Below are 20,438 nucleotides of genomic sequence, written 5' to 3' on the forward strand. Positions count from 1 at the left end.
CCGTTCGGACTCGGAGGGCTCGGGGCCGTCGCCCGCCCCGCTCTTCTCGCCGACGGACCGGGAGGACGCCTCTTCCGGCTTCGCGGCTCCCGCCGTGTCGCTCGGTTTCGCGGCTCCCGCGGCCTTCCTCGGTTTCGCGGCTCCCGTCGCGCTGCTCGGTTTCCCGGGCCCCGTCGTCTTTCCCGGCCTCCTGGATCCCGCCGACGCAGTGCCCTCCGATGATTCCGCCGATTCAGCAGACCCCACCGATGACCTCCCCGATCGTGGACGAACGGCCACTATCGCGGCGCAGGACGCCGTCGGGCAGGGCGCGCGCACGCTCCGTCACGGCGTGACCGGAGCACGCCCGGGCGCTTGTGGCCGCGCGCTGTGCCATGACGGGGAAAGCGCGCCTCCACGCGCCCGGGCACCGGGGGAGTTCCTGCGCCGAAGCCGCGAATCAGGCGCTGATCTGCCGGGTCCAGGCCGGTGGCGTCCCGGTCAGCCGGCACAGGGCCAGGTAGAGGGGGATCGGCGGGGTGTACGGCAGTGTGCTGTCCGGCGTGTGGATCAGTCCGGGGAAACCGGGCGAGGCGGGGACGAGCGCACCCGTGGCGTAGTGCGCGGGCGCCGGCCAGTCGAGGGCGACATCGGAGTCGGAGGGCACGAGCCACCACCAGTGCGTGCTGTCGGCGTACACACAGCCGACACGCGGCAGCCGGGGCATGAGGAGCGGGCCGAGTCTCGCGGGCATCGCCACCGCGTCACAGCCCAGCGGGGCCCGCATGCCCTCCGGCACGGTCAGCGGTCGTGACGCGCCCGCGCCCGACGCCGTCCGGCCGCGCTCCACGCGGACCAACGTGTCCAGGCTCAGCACCCGTGACGCACCGACCGAGCCAGCCCTCACACCCATTCGGCCCCCGTCCGTTCTCGCAGTTTTCCGGTCTGGGTCTCGCGATGTCCGAACCGGCCGGAGACCGGCTGGAACGATTCAGGTCAAAACCATCCATGCCCGGCGGCGGGCGGGTGTATCCCCGTCGGCGAGGAGCCGGCTGGGGCCGGCCGGCTCCTCGCACTCCAGCCCAGGTCCGACCGCGGCTCGGCGCCGTTGTTCGCCGAGCGCGGCAGTTCGGCCCAGACCAGCAGTCCGGGACCGGTTTCCTGGGCGCCCCAGGCAGTGCACATCGCCGCGACGAGAAGCAGTCCCCTCCCGTGCTCCTCCTCGGGACGCTGTGGCGACGGGTGGGGCTCACCCGGCGCACATCCCTCGTCACGGACCGCTATCCGCACCAGGTCCTCGCCGTCGTGCAGCTCGCACACCACATGGCGGCTCGCCGTGTGCACTATGGCGTTGGTGACCAGTTCGGAGACGACGAGCTCTGCCGTGTCGCAGGTGTCCTCGCAGACCGCCCATCCCGAGAGCCGGGCGCGCGTCAGGTGCCGGGCCTGTGCAGGGGAGCCCGGATGTGCGGCCAGCTCGAAGCGGAACCGGCGCTCGGCGGCAGTGTCGGGGCATACCCCGGCAGTGGCACCAAGACGGAACCGGTCCTCGGCGGCGTCTGTTCCTAACGGCGCGGACGGAATCACGCTTGCCACTATCTCCCCGTCGTGAACACTTGGCAAGTGTCACTCTGAAAATTGCAGAGTGCAGTGTTCTGTGCGGTATGGCCATGGCACACTGCTCGCAACAGCACGTGGCGCGGCGTCAGTTGGGTACCCGTACGGGGCCCGAACAGGCGCCGCCAGGGCTGTCTGGACATATATGGAGGTGGACGTGAGCGAGCCGCGGTCCGCGCCGACGGTCGGGCAGGTCGTCCTCGGACGACGCCTGCTGGACCTGCGGGAACGCGCGGGGCTCAAGCGCGAGGAGGCGGCGCGCATCCTGCGTGTCACCGCCGCCACCGTCCGCCGTATGGAGATGGCCGAGGTAACTCTCAAGATCCCGTACCTCCAGCTCCTGCTGAAGTCGTACGGCGTCTCCGACGAGGAGGCCGAGGCCTTCGTCACGCTCGCCGAGGAGGCGAACCAGCCGGGCTGGTGGCAGAGGTTCCACGACATCCTGCCGGGCTGGTTCTCGATGTACGTGAGCCTGGAGGGGGCGGCCTCCCTCATCCGGTCCTACGAACCCCACTTCGTGCCCGGAGTGCTGCAGACCGAGGAGTACGCGCGTGGCGTCATGGAATCCGGCGCCATCGGCCAGACCAGACCCGAGGACATCGAGCGCCATGTGGCGCTGCGTATGCAACGGCAGGAACTGCTGACGCGCGAGGGCGCGCCCCGGTTCTGGGCCGTGATGGACGAGACCGCCCTGCGCCGCCCGGTGGGCGGCCCCGAGGTCATGCGCGGCCAGATCGACAGGCTGCTCGAGGCCACGAAGCTGCCCAACGTGACCCTGCAGATCGCCCCGTTCTCATCGGGGCCGCACGCGGGCACGTACGGGCCGTTCGTGCTGTTCCGCTTTGCCATGCCCGAACTGCCGGACATGGTCTACAGCGAGTACCTGACCGGCGCCGTCTACCTGGACGCGCGTACCGAGGTGGCAACCCACCTCGAGGTCATGGACCGCATGGCGGCGCAGGCCGCCACGGCACATCGCACGAAGGAGATCCTGCTGGATCTCCGCAAGGAGCTGTGAATGGATCGCATCAAGTCCCGGATACGCGTCGCGCGGATCTACAACGGCATGCCCGCCAGGGAACTGGGCAGCGAAGGCTGGCACAAGCCGTGGAGCGGGGGCAACGGCGGCAACTGCCTGGAGGCGATGAAGCTCGCCGACGGCCGGATCGCGGTCCGTCAGTCGGCCGACCCGGACGGTCCGGCCCTCATCTACACCCCCGGTGAGATGACCGCGTTCATCCAGGGAGCGAAGGCGGGGGAGGCGGACTTCCTGCTCTCCTGAGGCCCTGACCGGCCTCTTCTCGTTCCCCGTTTTTCCCTGCTCCCTCTGTCTCCGCTCATTCTGTCTCTCCGCCTCGGCTTGCGGCAGACCCGGTCGGCTCGACGCCGATCCGGTCGCTTCAGGGCCGTCCCGCCCGACGCGGAGCTGATCCGATCGACGCAAGGCCGCTTCGATCGACGCGGGCCATCGGCGAAGATCACCGACTCGGAACCGGAACCACCTGCGCCGCGGCGCGCCCACCAGCCGGCTCACCGCCCCACCGGGGGCCGGCGACTGTGGGCCCGGGCAGGCAGGCCCGAGGCCGACGCGCGGAGGACCCGCTCGGAGGGCGGCGGTCGACCGCGACATCACGTCGGGCCGGCCGCGTCCGACTGACCGCTACGGACCGACCGCGTCCGACGGGGACACCCGCGCTGTATCCCGGTATCCCGGCGTGACGAGGTACGCCGAGGCCGTCGTACCGCCGCAGGCGGCGGTACGACGGCCCGGCCCGCCCTGGGCTGCCTTCCCGCACGGTGCCCCGCGTACCGGAAAGGTCGTTTTCCGGCCACCTGCCCTGCCCTGCCCTGCGCTGCTGCCCTCACGGGGGCGGAAGCGCGGCGCACAACGCCTCCAGCGCGGCCCCGTACGCGTGGTCCGACGGCGTGGCGTAGCCCACGACGAGCCCGTCCGGCGAGGCCATGACCGCCTCCGGGTGCCGGAACTCCGCCAGCCCGTCCAGCGCGAGGCCCTGCCACGCGGCGGCCTTGACCGCGGACCGCTCGCTGCCCGGTGGCAGCCGCAGCACCGCGTGGAGCCCGGCCGCGATCCCGGTGACCTCGACGTGCGGGGCGTGTTCGGCGAGCGCCCCGACCAGCCGGTCCCGCCGGCTCCGGTACTGCTGCCGCATCCGCCGCACATGGCGGTCGTACGACCCGGACGCGACGAAGTCCGCGAGCGCCAACTGGTCCAGGACGCTCGCCCACGCCTCCCGCTCGCCCTTGGCCGCCAGTACGTCCTCGACGTACCGCTCGGGAAGGACCATCCAGCCGAGCCGCAACGCGGGCGACAGGCTCTTGCTGACCGAGCCGATGTGGACGACCCGCTCCGGATCCAGGCCCTGTACGGCCCCGACGGGCTTGCGGTCGTAGCGGAACTCGCCGTCGTAGTCGTCCTCCAGGACCACGCCTCCACGCGCGCGTGCCCAGTCGATGACGGCGGCACGCCGAGCGGGATGCAGAGGCCCGCCGGTCGGGAACTGGTGCGCGGGCGTGAGTAGCACGGCCCGTTCCCTGTCCAGGCCGTCGACCTGGGCGCCGTCCTCGTCGAGAGCCAGCGGGACGGTTCGCACCCCGGCCGCCGTCAGCAGCCCCCGGTGGAAGGCGAGCCCGTACGACTCGACGCCCAGGGGGCCGCGCAGAACCGCGGGGAAGAGCAGCCGCAGGGCGTGCGCGAAACCCGAACAGATCACGATCCGACCCGGCTCGGTGCGCACGCCACGCGCGCGTGCCAGGTACTCCGTGAGGGCTTCCCGCAGTTCGAGGCGCCCCGCGGGATCGCCGGGACCGAACACCTCGTTGGGAGCGGCCTGGAGAGCCCGCCGGTACGAGGCGAGCCAGGCGGCGCGGGGGAACGACGACGCGTCGGGGGTGCCCTGCCGCAGGTCGTGCCGCGGTCCACGCGCGCGTGGAGGTGCCTTTTTGGGTACGCGAGCCCGGGTCCCCAGCGGCTCGGCGCGCTCGGCGACGCGCGTGCCCGAGCCCTGTCGCGCGGTGAGCCAGCCCTCGGCGACGAGTTCGGCGTACGCGTCGGCCACCGTGTTGCGGGCCACCGCCAGATCCGCGGCGAGCGAGCGGTACGGGGGCAGGCGGGTGCCCGGAGCCAGACGCCCGCTGCGGATCGCCTCGCGCAGGGCGCGGATGAGGGCGGCACGGCGACCGCCCGGACCGGACAGTTCCAGATGCAGGTCGGCACCGATGTGCTCCGCCGGATTGACCCGTGAATCCACCATGGAAATGCACCCTACAGGGGGTCTTTGAGCCGCATAGATTCATGGTCATGACGACCAACGCGACCAACGCGATTACCGCGATCAACGTAACGAACGTGCCGACCACGACGACCGCGACCGCGAGCGGTACCGCGACCGCGACGCACGCGAGGGCCGCGGCTCCTTTGGGAGTGGGAGTGGGAGCGGGAGCGCGGGCACGGGTGGCCGAAAATGGTCGCCTCGACTTCGCGAAGTCCGCCCCCAAGGTCTTCCGCGCGCTCGTCGGCTTCGACGCCGCGGCCCGTGAAGGGCTCGACCCGGCCCTCGTCGAACTGATCCAGATACGCGCCTCGCACCTCAACCACTGCGCGTACTGCCTCCACATGCACACCAACGACGCGCGCAGGGCCGGCGAGTGCGAGGACCGGCTGCACCTGGTCGCGGTGTGGCGCGAGGCCCCGCACTTCTTCACCGAGAGGGAGCGGGCGGCCCTGGCTCTGACGGAGGCGGTGACCCTGGTCGCCGACCGGGGCGTCCCCGCCGACGTCTACGCCGAGGCCGCCGCGCACTTCGACGACACGGAACTGGCCCGGGTACTGGCCCTCATCTTCGCGATCAACACCTGGAACCGGGTCGCCCTGTCGACGGCGAAGGTGGCGGGGACGGACACACGCTGACCGGCACCGACGGGTGGGCGAGGTGCTCCCGCGTCACGCCGTCATGGGCCGGTCGTGGGGTCCGATCGGCGCCGGCAGCCGGGAGTCGCCCGTCAGATGGCGGTCCACCGCGGCCGCCACCGCCCGGCCCTCGGCGATCGCCCACACGATGAGGGACTGACCGCGAGCCGCGTCCCCGGCGGCGTACACACCCGGCACGTCGGTCGCGAACTCCGCGTCGCGGACGATCGTGCCGCGGGCGTCGAGGCCGATGCCGAGCTGGTCGACGAGCCCGTCGGAGCGGTCGGGCCCGGAGAACCCGAGGGCGAGCAGCACGAGGTCGGCGGGGAGCACGCGCCCGGTGCCGGAGCGAGGGCGCCGCTCGGCGTCGACCCCGACGAGGTGCAGCGCACGCACCCGACCGGCCGCGTCCCCCGTGAAGCGGAGCGTGGACGCCGCGAAGAGCCGGGCGTCCGCGTCGGCCGCGGGCGCGGTCTCCAGGTCCCGGGCCTCCTCGTGCGCGGCCGACAAGCGGTAGATCCTCGGGTACACCGGCCACGGCTCGAAGTCCTCGTCGCGCTCCGCCCCCGGCTGTGCGTAGATGTCCAGCTGGGTCACGGACTTCGCCCCCTCGCGTACCGCCGTACCCAGACAGTCCGCGCCCGTGTCGCCGCCGCCGACGATCACGACGTCCTTGCCCGCCGCGGACAGCGGAGACGTCTCCAGATCCCCCTCGCACACCCGGTTGGCCAGCGGCAGATACTCCATCGCCTGATGGATTCCGCTCAACTCCCGACCCTCTACCGGCAGTTCACGCCAGGCCGTGGCGCCGACGGCGAGGACGACGGCGTCGTACCGGGCCCGCAGCTCCGCCGCCCCGACGTCACGGCCGACGGCGGTCGACGTACGGAACTTGGTCCCTTCCCTCCGCATCTGCGCGATCCGCCGCTCCAGGTGCCGCTTCTCCATCTTGAACTCGGGGATGCCGTAGCGCATCAGCCCGCCGAGCCGGTCGTCCCGCTCGTAGACGGCGACGGTGTGTCCGGCGCGGGTCAGCTGCTGCGCCGCCGCGAGCCCCGTGGGGCCGGAGCCGATCACGGCGACGGTCCGCCCCGACAGCCGGTCCGGCGGTCGCGGCGGCACGAACCCGTCGGCCCAGGCCCGGTCTGCGATGGCGACCTCCACGTTCTTGATCGTGACCGCGGGCTGGTTGATCGCCAGCACACAGCCCGCCTCGCACGGGGCGGGGCACAACCTGCCGGTGAACTCGGGAAAGTTGTTCGTCGCGTGCAACCGGTCGCTCGCGGTACGCCAGTCGTCGCGCGCGACCAGGTCGTTCCACTCGGGGATCAGGTTGCCCAGCGGACACGCGTCGTGGCAGAAGGGGATGCCGCAGTCCATGCACCGGTCGGCCTGCGTGCGCACGATCGGCAGCAGTGCTCCGGGAACGTACACCTCGTCCCAGTCCCGCACCCGGTCCCCGACGGGCCGGCGCGGCCACTCCTCGCGGGAGGCGTTGAGGAAACCCTTGGGATCGGCCATGGCCGTCTCCCTCGCGTATGCGAACGGGGCCCGTACCGTCTCCGCCACCAGCTCCGACACCGTGGTCCGGGCGGCTCGCAGGGCCTATCGGCAGACTCTCCCCGCCACGATACGACGCCGCCGCCCAGCCCGCCCCAGGTGAGCGCCCCCTCCGGCGCACTCGAACGCCGCTCGGGTGCGCCCGAACCCCGCTCCGGCACCCCCCGTACGCCGCTCCGGCACCCCCCGTACGCCGCTCCGGCACCCCCCGTACGCCGCTCCGGCGGCACTCAGGTCAGCGCCAGCACATAGGAGATCGTTCCGGCGGACGCGGCGACCGTCCGGATGTGGTTCCACCTCGACCACTCGCTCACATACGTGGGCCAGTACGCGATGGCCTCCTGGGAACCGGGGTCCATCCCCGCGAGCTTGTTGTTGCGTGGGACGTTCGCGGCGATCGTGACTCCGAAACAGCCGAACAGGTACAGCGCGCTGCCCACCAGCAGCTCCACCGTGCCCTCGTCGGGCCACAGCACGAAGGTGACCACCGCGATAACGGCACACACCACGGTCGGCCCGAGGAACACGAGCATGAAGGCCGGCATCAGTGCGGTCACGTTGATCGCCTGCATCGCCGCGACGCCCTGCGCCGGCGGCAGCGCGGCCAGTCCCCTCATCACGAACGTGGAGAACGCGCAGAAGGCCCCGGCCACCAGCCCGGTGCCGAGCACGCCCACCACGGTGAGCACGAAGTACGGTCCCTCGATCATGGCCACTCCCGTGTAGGCAAAACCTCTGGCTGACAACCCGCTCACCGCTCCCGGAACCGTTGGGCCGGACGACTCCGAACCCGAAGATCCTGCACGGCACTCCCTGTCACCACAAGTGAAATGCCGTACGGGGAGGGTCACCATGGCCGAAGGGCTCGGACGCATGTCCGGGCATCTCAAGGGCCGGGGGAGGGGCTTCCCCCGAGGCCTCGGACCACCCGTCCCGGGACCCGCGCCGAGCCCGCCTGGCCGAGCCTGTCCGTCCGCTCTCGCCCCACTCGGCGAGCGTCGCCTCGACCGCGGGAGCGATCCGGCGGCGGGCCTCGTGGCGCGGGACCCCCCTCATCAGCAACTGGTCGTACGGAGTACACGTGTGCCGGACCGCCGCGCGCACGGCGGACAGCACCGCCGCTTCGGACAACGCGCGCCCGGCGGCGCTGCGCCCCACCCGCCCGCTGCCCCGCACCGACGCGTGCGCGGCGATGGCGCGCGCCCGGTCGGCCGGGCAGCCGGGGAACCGCCGCCGGATCTCCCACGCGAAGGCGTCGGTGAACCGCACGTCCTCCGCGGCCCGCCGCCGGGCGTCCCGCACACGGCGCCGCCGTCGCGCCTCCGCGTCCGCCAGACACCGCTCCTCGGCCCGCGCGAGCGCCGCCTCCTCGACTAGCACCCCCTGTCGCTCGTACCGGCTCCGTCGCCGGTTGAACCGCACCACGACCGCCGACAATCCGCTCCCCTCCCGCGACCTCCGGGTCAACGCCGTGTCACCCCGCGGCAGGAACACCAGGTGCCCGAGGTCCGCGCAGTCGAGACACCGCGGTGACCCCTCCTCCAGCACCAGCAGCGGGAGGGGACCGCACCGGCACTCGCCGCAGTGCCGCCGCTTCAACGGCTGGACGACGAGAGGCCCGAAGCGGGGCGCAGGAGTTGCCGTGGTCACCATGGGCGGTTCATTCCCGGCCGGGACCCCGATGCACGCCGACCCGCGAACCTCTCCCGCCCGGTCCCTCCTCTCGCCCTTCTTGTCCTTCTCGTCGCCGTGTCGCCGGTCGCGCCACCCGGCGCGGTGGAGCCGCTCATGAACATGCGGCCGTCGTACGTGTGCGCCCGCGCGGCATCATGGGCCGTGTGCGACTCGAAGCGATCACCTGGGACCGGCTCGGCGAACTCCTCGCCGAGCGCCTGCTCGACCTGGAGCCGGCCGACGGCAGCCCCTGGCCGCGCATCGCCTTCGACGGTGCCCCGGCCGCCCGCCCGGGTGACCTCGCCGAACGCGTCGCCGAAGCCCTTCGCCCGCGCGGCCGGTTCCCCCTGGTCATCAGCTCGGAGGGCTATCTGAGGCCCGCCTCGCTCCGGTTCGAGTACGGCCGCCAGGACGTGGAGTCCTACTACGACGGCCGGCTCGACACCGGTGCCCTGTGGCGCGAGGTCTTCGGCCCGCTGGAACCGGGCGGTGACGGACGCGTCCTGCCCGACCTCCTGGACCCGGCGACCGACCGTGCCACCCGCAGCCCGTACATCCAACTCCCTCCAGGCGCCGTGCTGTTGCTGCACGGACCACTGCTCCTGCGGCACTGGTTCCCGTTCGACCTCGCCGTCCACGTGCACCTCTCCCCGGCCGCCCTGCGCCGCCGCACCCCGGAAGACGAACACTGGACGCTCCCCGCGTACGAGCGCTACGAGAGCGAGACGGCTCCGGGGGATACGGCCGATGTCCTGGTGCGCGCGGACGACCCGCGCCACCCGGCGTGGAACGGCTGACCCGACAGCCATCAGCCATCAGCCGACAGCCATCAGCCGACAGCCATCAGCCGACAGCCGACAAAGGGCCCCGGCCGGTCCTTCGCTGACCGGGCGGATCGCCGGCTTCCCTGTGCGGGACAAGGAAGGTGGGGCGCGGATGTCAGCCGGTGACCGCGGACCTCCGGGTGCGTATCTCCTCGTACCCGGCGAGAATGTAGGGCGCCGGGACCAGCGGTGCGTGCCCGCGCCGCGCCGGCCGTCCGGCACCGGGAGGTACTACATGACCACCGCCGGAGACATCATGCACCGCGGCGCCCAGTGGATCCCCGCTCACGAGACCCTGGACCGGGCCGCACAGCTGATGCGTGAACTCAACGTGGGCGCGCTGCCCATCAGCGACGAGAACGAACGGCTCTGCGGCATCCTCACGGACCGCGACATCGTGATCGGGTGTGTGGCCATGGGCCACGACCCGGCCCGCGTCACCGCGGGCGAGATGGCCAAGGGCACTCCACGCTGGATCGAGGCGAGCGCCGACGTCGGCGACGTGCTCGGTGAAATGCAGGGTCATCAGATCCGTCGCCTCCCTGTGATCGACAACAAGCGTTTGGTCGGAATGATCAGCGAGGCCGATCTGGCCAGGCACCTGACGGACGAACAGCTCGCGGGCTGGGTCGAGAGCGTCTACGCGAAGGGCGCCGCGGCACGCTGACGGCGTGGCTCCCACGGCACCACGGGGAGGTCCCGCCCGGCAGTCCGTGCCGGGCGGGCGGCCTCACAGCCAGCCGTTTCGCTTGAAGCCCCGGAAGAGGGTGAAGCACGCGACGGCGATCACGCCGACCGCCAGGGGGTAGCCGAACTTCCAGTGCAGCTCCGGCATGTGGTCGAAGTTCATGCCGTAGACACCGCAGACCATCGTCGGCACGGCGATCAGCGCCGCCCATGCCGTGATCTTCCGCATGTCCTCGTTCTGCGCGACGCTGACCTGTGCGAGATGCGCCTGCAGGATCGAGTTGAGCAGTTCGTCGAACGCGGCTATCTGCTCGGCGGCTCGCAGCTGGTGGTCGGAGACATCCCGGAAATAGGCCTGTATCTCCGGGTCGATCACCCGTATCGGCCGCGTGGCGAGATCCATGATGGGCCGGCCCAGCGGGACCACTGCCCGCTTCAGCTCGAGGAGTTCACGCTTGAGCTGGTAGATGCGCCCGGGGTCGGCCCGCGCGCCGTTCTCAGCGAACACGTCCGTCTCGACCTCGTCGATGTCCTCCTGGACGGCGTCCGTGACGTTCAGATAGTCGTCCACCACATGGTCCGCGATGGCGTGCAGTACGGCGGCCGGCCCCTTGGCGAGCTGCTGCGGGTCGGCCTCCAGCTCCTCGCGCAGCGGGCCCAGGGAACCATGCCGGCCGTGCCGCACGGTGACCACGAAGTCCCGGCCCACGAACACCATGATCTCGCCGGTGTTCACCACTTCGCTGGTCGCCGTCAGTTCGGTGTGTTCGACGTAGCAGACCGTCTTGAAGACCGCGAACAGCGTCTCGCCGTACCGCTCCAGCTTCGGGCGCTGGTGGGCGTCCACCGCGTCCTCGACGGCCAGCGGGTGCAGATCGAAGAGCTCGGCGATGCCCGCGAACTCCACCTCGGTCGGCTCGTGCAGCCCGAGCCAGACGAAGCCGCCGTCGGCCTTGCGGATCCGCTCCACCGTCTCGACCAGATCGCGGCCGGCCGGGACCCTGGCCCCTTCCTCGTACGCCACGCAGTTCACGACCGCGGTACCCAGGGGCGACCGGGCGGGGTGGCTCAGGTCGACACGAGTGCGCCGCCGTGTCAGCCGCGCCACCCTGCGGAGGCCGCCGACCTTGCTCAGGCCTGTGACCTTCCGCAGATTCACTGCCATGGACATCTGGATCTCCTTGCGTGGATCTCCTCGCGCCGCCCTCTGCGCCTTGCCGCGGCCAGTCTGCCAGGATGTTTTGACGGCCGGTTAGGCCTGGGGGAACGGAACATTCCGCTCCGGAAGCGCTGCTCCGCCCGATGCTGACGGGGCGTCGGGGCCGCGGATGCGCCGAGTGCGACGCGCCCGTGCCGGGAGCGTCGACCACTCCGGACAAGATGGGCAAATGGGATGATCGGCGCATGATGCGAACCGACGCGCACCTCCTCGACAACCGCCAGCCCGATGCGGGGCAGCGTTTCGACGCCCTCGCCGCTCTCTTCGACCCCACGACGTTCCGGCACATCGAACGGTTCGGCATCGGCTCCGGCTGGCGCTGCTGGGAGGTGGGCGCCGGCGGCATGTCCGTGGTGTCCTGGCTCGCCAAGCGGGTCGGCCCCACCGGACGGGTCGTCGCGACCGACCTCGACACCTCGTGGGCGCCCGCGAGCGTTCGCCCGCCGATCCAGCTGCGCGTCCACGACGTGGGCGCAGACGAGCCGCCGGGGGAGGGCTTCGACCTCGTGCACGCCCGACTCGTCCTCGCTCATGTGCCGGACAGGGAACGGGCGTTGCACTCGATGATCAGGGCGCTGCGCCCCGGTGGACGGCTGCTGGTCGAGGATGCCGACCCCACGATGCAGCCGCTGGCCTGCCCGGACGAGCGCGGCCCCGAGCAGCAGCTCGCCAACCGGCTGCGCCATGCGGTGCGCGACGCGCTCGCGGAACGCGGCGTCGAACCGGCGTACGGGCGCAGGCTTCCCCGGCTGCTCCGCGAGGCAGGACTGCGGCAGGTCGAGGCCGAGGCGTACTTCCCCATCACCGCCTCCGCCTGCCGGGCGCTCGAGTCCGAGACGGTCGGCCAGGTCCGCGACCAGCTCGTCGCGGCGGGCCTCGCCACCGACCAGGACATCGACCGCCACCTGGCGAACGTCGCCGCGGGCGGGATGGACCTCACCACGGCTCCACTGATCTCGGCATGGGGACGCAAGGTGTAGGGCCCGGGCGGGCTACGCCGCTCGCTCCGGCCTCCCGCCCACCTGCTCCACCGCTCGTGCCCCGGCTCGGCACCCCTCGGCGACCGCCTCCTCCGGCCGGCCGCCGCCCAGCAGCGTGGCCAGAAAGGCGCCGGTGAAGGCGTCACCGGCGCCCGTGGTGTCGACCGGGGCCGCCGGTTCCGCCGGAACCCGGGCCCGGACCGCCCCCGACCGGGCGACGAGGGCACCGGCGTCGCCCTGCTTGACCACCACCATCGGAATGAGCCGGCTCAGCTTGGCCGCCGCGTCCCCCGCATCGGGCAGGCCTGTGAGCAGACAGGCCTCGTCCCGGCTCGGCAGCAGGACGTCGACCCCCTCGACGAGCGAGAGAAAACGGTCCGCCCCCAGCACGGCGAGGAACCCCGCCGAGGCGGGATCCACGCTCACCGGCACACCACGCGCGCGTGCCGACTCCAGCGCCGCCGCCACCAGGGCCCGGGACGGCTCGGAGAAGAACAGATAGCCCGACAGGTGCAGCCACGCGACCCCGTCGAGGAGCGCCGGCGACCAGTCGTCCGCGCCGAGCCGCAGGGACGCACCGCTGTCCGTGAGGAACGTGCGCTCCGCCGAGGCATCCGCGTCCACCAGACAGATCACCGTCCCCGTCGGCGCCCGCGGGTCGACGACCAGAAGGGGCCGCACTCCGCGATCCACCAGTTCCCGCTCGTGCCACGCGGCGGAGTCGGCACCGACCCGGCCGAGGAACCGCACCTCCGTACCGCCCCGACGGGCCGCCCAGCATGCGACGTTGGCGCCCGCGCCGCCCGGCACGGTCCGGACGGCGGCGGCCGTGTCGGTGCCCGGCGCAAGCGGCCCGCGATGCCGGGCGACGACGTCCGTGATGACGTCACCGACGACAAGAAGAGCCCCGCCGGAGCCTCCCGCGCCGGTCACGCCTGCGCCCAGGCCGCCGCGATCCGTCCCGCGAGCCGGACGTTGCCGCGCACCGCCGCGAGGTTGGCCTCCAGCGACGCCCCGTCGGTGTGGCGCACCAGGTGGTCGAGGAGGAAAGGAGTGACCGCCTGGCCGCTCACGCCCTCCGCCTCGCACGCGTGCAGCGCGTCGGCGAGCACGCGCGCGTGGAGCCCGGGATCGAGCTGTTGCGCCTCGGGCACCGGATTGGCGACGATCAGCGCCGACTCGGGTCCGTCCAGCGCGTCCTGCGCGCGCATGACGGCCGCGACCTCGCCGGGCGACTCCAGCGTCCAGTCCACCGGGTGTCCCGAGTCCGACAGATAGAAGCCGGGAAAGCGCGTCGTCCCGTATCCGGCGACCGCGACCCCCAGTGTCTCCAGGCGTTGCAGGGTCGCCGGCACGTCCAGGATCGACTTCACCCCCGCGCACACCACCGTGATCCGGGTACGGGCGAGGAGCCCGAGGTCGGCGGACTCGTCCTGCGTCGCCGTCCACTCCCTGTGCACACCCCCGAGGCCGCCCGTGGCGAACACCCGCACACCTGCCTGCGCGGCCAGCAGCGCCGTCGCCGACACCGTGGTGGCCCCGCTGGCTCCGGCGGCGACCGCGAGCGGCAGATCGCGATGCCCGAGCTTGCGGATGCCGTCCTCGTTGGCGACCCGCTCCACCTGCTCCTTGTCGAGGCCCACGTGGGGCCGCCCGTCGAGCACGGCGATCGTCGCCGGAACGGCGCCCTCCCGGCGTACGGCGTCCTCCAGTTCCACGGCCACCTGGAGATTGCGCGGACGCGGCAGTCCGTGCGCGATGATCGTGGACTCCAGCGCCACCACGGGCCGCCCCGCGGCCAGCGCCTCCCGCACCTCTTCGGACACCACCAGCACGCGCGTGCCTCCTGTCTGTCGGTTCTCCCCTCATCCCTGGCGGGCGACGCGCCCGGCCAAACCCTTGAGGCCGGCTCAAGAGGGCAGCAGTCTGAGGGCATGACGGACAACACGACACGTCTCGACCATGTGGTCCTCTGGGTACGCGACCCCGTTGCCTCGGCCGACTTCTACGAGAAGGCGGTGGGTCTCGAACCCCTCAGGGTCACCGAGTTCGCCGAGGGAAAGGCGTCCTTCCCCTCCGTACGCCTCAACGAGGAGACCATCTTCGACCTGGCACCCCTGACGATGGCCGAGCGCATGGACGTCGTGCCCGGCGCCGCCGACAGCGCGGGCCACCCGGTCAATCACGTGTGCCTGTCGCTCACGGGCCAAGCCTTCGACGCGCTCCACACCCGCCTGGAGGAACGCGCCGTACCGCTCTCGGACTTCACGTACGACGCTTTCGGCGCCCGCGGAAAGGCCAGGCGGAGCTTCTACTTCAGGGACCCGGACGGGAACATCTTCGAGGCCCGGCACTACGAGTAGTTCTCAGGCACTGCCACTGCCACCGCCACCGCCACCGAGGATCGTCGATCCTCGGCCGAGGGAAACGGGGTGCCCGCGAGCATGGGCACCCCGTTCGACGAGGCGTCGTCCGGCCGGTTCCTCAGACGGGCTGAACCCCGTCCAGCACCCCGTGCGGATCGAGCACGTACTTGCGGCCGGCGCCCTGGTCGAACTCGGCGTAGCCGCGCGGTGCGTCGTCCAGACCGATCACCGTCGCGTTGACGGCCCTGGCGATGTGCACCCGCTCGTGCAGGATCGCCTTCATCAGCCCTCGGTGGTACCGCATCACAGGGCACTGACCTGTCGTGAAGCGGTGGCTCTTCGCCCAGCCCAGGCCGAGGCGCACTTTGAGCGTCCCGGTCCGCGCGTCCTGGTCGACCCCGCCGGGATCGTCCGTGACGTACAGGCCCGGAATGCCCAGCGCACCGCCCGCGCGCGTGATGCCCATCAGCGAGTTGAGCACCGTGGCGGGCTCCTCCGGAGCGTCGGGGCCGTGGGCCCGCGCCTCGAAGCCGACCGCGTCGACGGCCGCGTCCACCTCCGGCTCACCCAGGATCTGCTCGATCTGCTCGCCGACGTCGCCCCGGCTGACGTCGACCGTCTCGCAGCCGAAACTCCGCGCCTGCGCGAGCCGTTCGGTGTTCAGGTCGCCGACGATGACGACGGCCGCACCGAGCAGCTGTGCCGACGCCGCGGCCGCGAGACCGACCGGGCCGGCGCCGGCGACGTACACCGTCGATCCCACTTCGGTTCCCGCGGTCACCGCGCCGTGGAAGCCGGTCGGGAAGATGTCGGACAGCATGGTCAGGTCGAGGAGCTTCTCGCGTGCCTGGTCCCGGTCCGGGAACCGCAGCAGGTTGAAGTCCGCGTACGGGACCATCGCGTACTCCGCCTGGCCTCCGACCCAGCCGCCCATGTCGACATAGCCGTAGGCGGCCCCGGGGCGGGCCGGGTTGACGTTGAGGCAGATGCCGCTCGCGCGCTCCTTGCAGTTGCGGCACCGTCCGCAGGCGATGTTGAAGGGCACCGAGACGATGTCCCCGACCTCGACGAACTCGACGTCCGGGCCGCGCTCGACGACCTCTCCGGTGATTTCGTGCCCGAGGACAAGGCCCTCGGGCGCTGTCGTACGGCCGCGGACCATGTGCTGGTCGCTGCCGCAGATGTTGCTGGCGAGTACTTTCAGGATGACTCCGTGCCGGCACGTGCGGCCGACGTTCGCGGCGGCCACCCCCGGCCCGTCCTGCAGTTCGAGCGTCGGGTAGTCGATGGTCCTGACTTCCACCGCGCCCGGTTTGAGGTACGCGACTGCCCTGTTCCCGCTCATACGTGATCGCCGTCCCTTCGGCCCCCGTGACTTCGGATGCCAGTGGCTGTACGCAGGGCGGAGTCTGCTACCGCCACGCCGTTCCGGCCAGGCTTCGCGCGGGCTCCCGTGGGTCCTTCACGGCTGGGAGGGCCGGCCCCTGGTGAACAGGGCCAGCGCGCCGAGCGGCAGCAGCAGACAGGCGGCTACGAGGTTCAGCCAGCCGTAGCTCGCCTGGGCGACGACGAGACCGGCGGCGGCCCCGCCGAGCCCCGCGGCCGTGTTCATGGTCAGGTCGGACAGTCCCTGCGCGGCAGCGCGCGCGGGCTGGGGCACGGAGTCGGTCAGGAGCGCGGAGCCGGAGACGAGCCCCGCGGACCAGCCGAGACCCAGCAGGAAGAGCCCGGCGGCGGTCTGCTCGTGGTCGGCACCCGCGGTACCAGCGAGGAGCGCGGCGCAGGCCAGCAGCGCCACGGCGAGAGCGATCACCGGCAGACGCCCGAACCGGTCGGACAGCCGGCCCATGACGGGCGAGAACGCGTACATCCCCGCGATGTGGATGCTGATGACGAGCCCGATCAGATCGATGCCCGCCCCGTGGTGGCCGAGGTCCAGGGGCGTCATCGACATGACCGACACCATCGCCGTGTGCGACACGGCCACCGTGACCAGCGCGAGCCGTGCACGCGGGGACGCCCGGACGGCGGCCGCCCCCGCCCTGATGGACCGCGCGGCGGGGGACTGTTCCTCGACCGGCGCCAGCGCGCGGGCGGTCAGGAGCGGATCGGGCCGCAGCAGGACCGCCACCAGCAGTGCCGATATGAGGAAGACCCCGGCTGCCCACAGGAAGGGGCCCGCCGCCTCCGGTATGCCGAGCCCGGAGACGCTGCGGCCGGCGGGCGCAGCGATGTTGGGGCCGAGGACCGCGCCGATCGTCGTGGCCCACACGACGTTCGAGATGGCGCGTGCCCGCCGCTCGGGCTCGGCCAGATCGGCGGCCGCGAACCGCGCCTGCAGATTCGCCGACGAGGCCGCGCCGAAGCCCGCCATGCCGGCCAGCAGCAGCGGAAAGCTGCCCACGGCCGCGCCGACCACGACGACCCCCGCTCCCAGCGCTCCGACGAGGTAGGCTAGGACGAGCCCCGGCCGGCGCCCGCGCGCGGTCATCAGCGCGGCCAGCGGCACCGAGAGGACCGCTGTCCCGGCGACGGTCGCGGTGGGCGCGAGCCCGGCGAGCGACTCGGTGCCGGCGACCTCCTGGGCCAGGATCACGGCGAGCGCGATCCCCGTGGCCACCCCGAGCCCGCCGAGGATCTGACTGGCTATGAGTACGGCGGAGGTCCGGCGCCGCAAGGCGGCCAGTCCGGCCGCGTCGAAAGGCGCGCCGACCGGGCGCTCGACGGCGGTCACCGCGACCCCGCCCGAGTGGGAAGACCGACGGCGGATACGCCACCCGGGCCGGTGAACTGCACCGGGTCGGACGCGTGCACACGAGTGAAACAGAACGTCGTCACCGGCGTGGTCTCCCCCCTCGTCCTGTCTCCAGGACCCCTCACGAACAGCGACTTCGGAGCCGATCCTGCAGCACGCCCCCTGAGAAGGCATCCCTCAGAACAAGGGCTCCGGCAGCACACCCTCCAGCGCCAGCAGCTTCCGCTTCGTCTCCACGCCGCCCCCGAACCCGCCGATGCCGCCGTCGCGCTCCACGACCCGGTGACAGGGCACGACGACCGGCAGCGGATTGGCTCCCATGGCCATCCCCACCGCCTGGGCCGCCCCCGGCTGGCCGACCCGGCGCGCCAGGTCGCCATAGCCCACCACCGCCCCGTAGGGAACGCCGGACGACAGCTCACGGAGCACCTGTCGGTTGAACCCGGAGATCAGGGACCAGTCCAGCGGCAGCTCGAAGTCGTGGCGCTCGCCCGCGAAGTACGCCGCGACCTGGCGTATCGCCTCGGCAAGCAACGGGGACTCCGGATCTTCGACGGGCTCGGTGCCGAACCGGGAGCCGAGCCGCTCGAGCGTCCTGTCGCGCACCGCGTCCGTGGCGTGGAAGGCAACGCTGACCAGGCCCTCGCCGGTCGCCGCCAGCAGCAGCGGGCCGATGTCGCTGTCGACGACGGCCCACACCACCCGCTGCTCGTTCTGCCCATGGCTGTTCATGCGCTCCACGGTACGGCGCACCACTGACAACGCCGGTGGCGTGGACGCCCACGGGCGTCCACGCCACCGGCGTGGCCGGTCAGCGCAGGCTCAGTCCTCGCGAAGAGCCTGCCGCACCACGTCCGGCTTGTTCGTGATGACGCCGTCGACACCGAAGCCCGCGACGCGCCGGGTGTCCTGCGCGGTGTCGACGGTCCAGGTGAAGATCTCCAGGGGCCTGCCGTGCGGCCCTTCGAGCGCGTGGATCGCGGCGACGTAACCGAGGGAGATCGTCGTGTGCGACGAGTTGATCTGGTCGGCGAACTCCGCGTACGCGGGCAGCTGCGCGACCTTCGGGGTGCCCAGGAAGCCCGTCTTGATGTCGGGCCGCAGCGCGTGCACGGTCCGCACACTGTCCGCGCTGAAGCTCTGGATCACCAGCTTGCTCCGCACGTGGGCCGGGCCCAGCCAGCCCTCGTTGCTGAGGACCTTGAGGGTCTGCCGTTCGATGCCCGGGTACAGCGCGGGGTTCTTGATCTCCAGGACGAGCTTCTGGTGGTTGCGCGAGACCCGGTTCATGTACTGCTTCAGCGTCGGCACGCGTGCGCCCGTGTAACGAGGGCTGAACCAGCTGCCGGCGTCCAGGCGGGCGATCTCCGCCGCGGTGAAGTCCTTCACCTTCCAGGGGGCCCGCCCGGGGAAGACCTCCTCCACATCGGTCGTACGGGCCAGGTTGTCGTCGTGGATGACGACGAGCTGGCCGTCCTTGGTGCGCTGGACGTCGTTCTCGACCCAGCGGAACCCGAGACGGTCCGCCCGGTCGATGGCGGCGAGCGTGTTCTCGGGAGCCTGGGCCGAGGCGCCGCGATGGGCGATGACCAGCGGATGGTCGGTGCTCACGGCCGCGTGAGCGGTGGGGATGGGGAGAACGAGGGCGGCGGCTCCCAGGAGCGCGGTGGTCGTGGCGGCGGCAGCGCGCGCGTGCATGCGTACTCCTTGCGTCTGCGATCACGGACGGTTCAAGAGTGACAGCAGAGGGTCAACAACAGGGGGGTGCAGGATGGCCATAGATTGAATGGAGTTGCCCAAGTCCGATCACGCGTGCTGCACAACTGCGGCAAGGCCGTGATTCTTTGCCGCAAAATCGTTCGAGCGTTCCGGCGCGAGTCATACTCTCTGCGTCAACCCTGGTCGCCGTGGCGCTGCCGGGACGGGGGCAATTCACGGGGTTCCGGGATGTAACAGGGCGGAAGGGCAACCGCGCATGCAGGGCACGATCGACGGATTCAGCTATGGACTCGTCACGCCGCTCGTGGCGTACCTGATGGCTTGCCTCGGTGGAGCGCTCGGCCTGCGCTGCACCACGAGATCGATGCTCGTCACCCGCTCCTGGCGCCCGGGCTGGCTCGCGCTCGGCTCCGCGGCGATCGGCTCCGGCATCTGGACCATGCACTTCATCGCGATGATGGGCTTCTCGGTCCGGGAGACCCCGATCCACTACGACAAGCCGATGACCTTCGCGAGCCTCGGCGTCGCGATCGTCATGGTCGGCATCGGGATCTTCATCGTCGGATACCGGGGGGCCTCCGGAACGGCCCTGTTCACCGGGGGCACCATCACCGGTCTGGGCGTCGCGTCGATGCACTACCTGGGCATGGCCGGAATGCGCCTCAACGGCAAGCTCGAGTACAACACCTTCACCGTCGGCGCCTCGGTCCTCATCGCCGTCGCCGCCGCGATCGCGGCCCTGTGGGCGGCGGGCCAGGTCCGGGGATTCCTTTGGAGCGTGGGCGCGAGCCTCGTGATGGGTCTCGCCGTCAGCGGCATGCACTACACGGGGATGGCCGCCCTGAGCGTCCACCTGCACAGCGCCGCCAGTGCTCCGTCCGGGGACTCACCCGCATCCCTGCTGGCGCCCCTGATGATCGGCCCCCTGGCCTTCCTGCTGCTGGCCGGCGTCGTCGTGATGTTCGACCCGCTGATGGTCATGGGCAAGCCCGACTGGAGCCCCGTCGAACAGAAGCCGGGCATCCCGGCCCACACGGTCCGCCCCGCCGGCCGCCGGCACGTGCCCGGCCCGCGCTCCCGGCACCAGGGCTCCCGCACCCCGCAGAACTGGTGACGGGACCCCGTTGTCA

The 20,438-nt window shown here is 71.8% G+C and carries 20 protein-coding genes and 1 pseudogene; 8 read left to right on the forward strand and 13 right to left on the reverse strand.

Annotated features, from left to right (window positions below):
* Positions 1–439: 439 nt before the first annotated feature.
* A complete protein-coding gene (locus KUF83_RS41170; protein WP_217460240.1) occupies positions 440–892 on the reverse strand; it encodes a hypothetical protein in 453 nt (150 codons plus the stop codon).
* A gap of 83 nt (positions 893–975) precedes the next feature.
* Positions 976–1,575: an ATP-binding protein gene (locus tag KUF83_RS41175; protein WP_217460241.1), complete on the reverse strand. Its 600-nt coding sequence runs from the start codon at positions 1,573–1,575 to the stop codon at positions 976–978.
* A gap of 178 nt (positions 1,576–1,753) precedes the next feature.
* Between KUF83_RS41175 and KUF83_RS41180 the strand changes: the two genes are divergently transcribed.
* Entirely contained in the window at positions 1,754–2,614 is an 861-nt protein-coding gene (locus KUF83_RS41180; RefSeq protein WP_217460242.1) for a helix-turn-helix transcriptional regulator, read from the forward strand.
* Entirely contained in the window at positions 2,615–2,878 is a 264-nt protein-coding gene (locus tag KUF83_RS41185) for a DUF397 domain-containing protein (RefSeq protein WP_217460243.1), read from the forward strand.
* A gap of 580 nt (positions 2,879–3,458) precedes the next feature.
* Here KUF83_RS41185 and KUF83_RS41190 read toward each other — a convergent pair.
* Complete coding sequence (locus tag KUF83_RS41190) at positions 3,459–4,868, reverse strand: PLP-dependent aminotransferase family protein (RefSeq protein WP_217460244.1); 1,410 nt, start codon at positions 4,866–4,868, stop codon at positions 3,459–3,461.
* Between the two features lie 41 nt (positions 4,869–4,909).
* On the opposite strand from KUF83_RS41190, the gene KUF83_RS41195 reads away from it, so the two are divergent.
* Positions 4,910–5,524 carry a carboxymuconolactone decarboxylase family protein gene (locus KUF83_RS41195; protein ID WP_374106254.1) on the forward strand — a complete coding sequence of 205 codons (615 nt, stop codon included), beginning with the start codon at positions 4,910–4,912 and terminating at the stop codon, positions 5,522–5,524.
* Between the two features lie 33 nt (positions 5,525–5,557).
* Here KUF83_RS41195 and KUF83_RS41200 read toward each other — a convergent pair whose 3' ends face one another.
* The 3 genes and pseudogenes from KUF83_RS41200 to KUF83_RS41210 all read right to left on the reverse strand — a co-directional run.
* A complete protein-coding gene (locus KUF83_RS41200; RefSeq protein ID WP_217460246.1) occupies positions 5,558–7,045 on the reverse strand; it encodes a glutamate synthase subunit beta in 1,488 nt (495 codons plus the stop codon).
* Positions 7,046–7,314: 269 nt separating this feature from the next.
* Positions 7,315–7,794, reverse strand: coding sequence for a DUF1772 domain-containing protein (locus KUF83_RS41205; protein ID WP_217460247.1), 480 nt, complete (start codon positions 7,792–7,794; stop codon positions 7,315–7,317).
* A 262-nt stretch (positions 7,795–8,056) separates the two neighbouring features.
* Positions 8,057–8,737, reverse strand: a pseudogene (locus KUF83_RS41210) (DUF2293 domain-containing protein); the annotation flags it as partial.
* A gap of 176 nt (positions 8,738–8,913) precedes the next feature.
* Between KUF83_RS41210 and KUF83_RS41215 the strand changes: the two are divergent.
* Together KUF83_RS41215 and KUF83_RS41220 are read left to right on the forward strand one after the other, a co-directional pair.
* A complete protein-coding gene (locus KUF83_RS41215) occupies positions 8,914–9,555 on the forward strand; it encodes a uridine kinase (protein WP_217460249.1) in 642 nt (213 codons plus the stop codon).
* 262 nt (positions 9,556–9,817) lie between these two features.
* A complete protein-coding gene (locus tag KUF83_RS41220; RefSeq protein ID WP_217460250.1) occupies positions 9,818–10,249 on the forward strand; it encodes a CBS domain-containing protein in 432 nt (143 codons plus the stop codon).
* Between the two features lie 63 nt (positions 10,250–10,312).
* On the opposite strand, the gene KUF83_RS41225 is transcribed toward KUF83_RS41220, so the two are convergent.
* On the reverse strand, positions 10,313–11,440 hold the full coding sequence (locus KUF83_RS41225) for a magnesium and cobalt transport protein CorA (protein ID WP_217460251.1): 1,128 nt from the start codon (positions 11,438–11,440) through the stop codon (positions 10,313–10,315).
* 233 nt (positions 11,441–11,673) lie between these two features.
* Here KUF83_RS41225 and KUF83_RS41230 point away from each other — a divergent pair, with 233 nt between their 5' ends.
* Positions 11,674–12,468, forward strand: a complete 795-nt coding sequence (locus KUF83_RS41230; RefSeq protein ID WP_217460252.1) for a methyltransferase domain-containing protein — start codon at positions 11,674–11,676, stop codon at positions 12,466–12,468.
* A 12-nt stretch (positions 12,469–12,480) separates the two neighbouring features.
* On the opposite strand, the gene KUF83_RS41235 is transcribed toward KUF83_RS41230, so the two are convergent.
* Both KUF83_RS41235 and KUF83_RS41240 read right to left on the reverse strand, forming a co-directional pair.
* Entirely contained in the window at positions 12,481–13,401 is a 921-nt protein-coding gene (locus tag KUF83_RS41235) for a sugar kinase (RefSeq protein WP_308403403.1), read from the reverse strand.
* Complete coding sequence (locus KUF83_RS41240; RefSeq protein ID WP_217460253.1) at positions 13,398–14,303, reverse strand: pseudouridine-5'-phosphate glycosidase; 906 nt, start codon at positions 14,301–14,303, stop codon at positions 13,398–13,400. The genes KUF83_RS41235 and KUF83_RS41240 overlap by 4 nt, the downstream gene beginning before the upstream one ends.
* Before the next feature lie 99 nt (positions 14,304–14,402).
* Between KUF83_RS41240 and KUF83_RS41245 the strand changes: the two genes are divergently transcribed.
* Positions 14,403–14,831 (forward strand): VOC family protein, encoded by a 429-nt coding sequence (locus KUF83_RS41245; RefSeq protein ID WP_217460254.1) that lies wholly within the window; start codon positions 14,403–14,405, stop codon positions 14,829–14,831.
* Between the two features lie 121 nt (positions 14,832–14,952).
* Here the strand turns inward: KUF83_RS41245 and fdhA are convergent, their stop codons facing one another.
* The 4 genes from fdhA to KUF83_RS41265 all read right to left on the reverse strand — a co-directional run bounded on the left by fdhA (position 14,953) and on the right by KUF83_RS41265 (position 19,287).
* Complete coding sequence (gene fdhA, locus KUF83_RS41250) at positions 14,953–16,179, reverse strand: formaldehyde dehydrogenase, glutathione-independent (RefSeq protein ID WP_217460255.1); 1,227 nt, start codon at positions 16,177–16,179, stop codon at positions 14,953–14,955.
* A gap of 117 nt (positions 16,180–16,296) precedes the next feature.
* Positions 16,297–17,568: an MFS transporter gene (locus KUF83_RS41255; protein ID WP_217460256.1), complete on the reverse strand. Its 1,272-nt coding sequence runs from the start codon at positions 17,566–17,568 to the stop codon at positions 16,297–16,299.
* 198 nt (positions 17,569–17,766) lie between these two features.
* Positions 17,767–18,321, reverse strand: a complete 555-nt coding sequence (locus KUF83_RS41260; RefSeq protein ID WP_217460257.1) for a methylated-DNA--[protein]-cysteine S-methyltransferase — start codon at positions 18,319–18,321, stop codon at positions 17,767–17,769.
* A 90-nt stretch (positions 18,322–18,411) separates the two neighbouring features.
* The gene (locus KUF83_RS41265) at positions 18,412–19,287 is read right to left on the reverse strand and encodes a glycerophosphodiester phosphodiesterase family protein (protein ID WP_217460258.1); all 876 of its coding nucleotides are present in this window, start codon (positions 19,285–19,287) and stop codon (positions 18,412–18,414) included.
* A 277-nt stretch (positions 19,288–19,564) separates the two neighbouring features.
* On the opposite strand from KUF83_RS41265, the gene KUF83_RS41270 reads away from it, so the two are divergent.
* The gene (locus KUF83_RS41270) at positions 19,565–20,422 is read left to right on the forward strand and encodes an MHYT domain-containing protein (protein ID WP_217460259.1); all 858 of its coding nucleotides are present in this window, start codon (positions 19,565–19,567) and stop codon (positions 20,420–20,422) included.
* Positions 20,423–20,438: the final 16 nt, after the last annotated feature.

Origin of the sequence: Streptomyces sp. BV286 (assembly GCF_019090165.1) — a bacterium.
Lineage (GTDB): Bacteria > Actinomycetota > Actinomycetes > Streptomycetales > Streptomycetaceae > Streptomyces.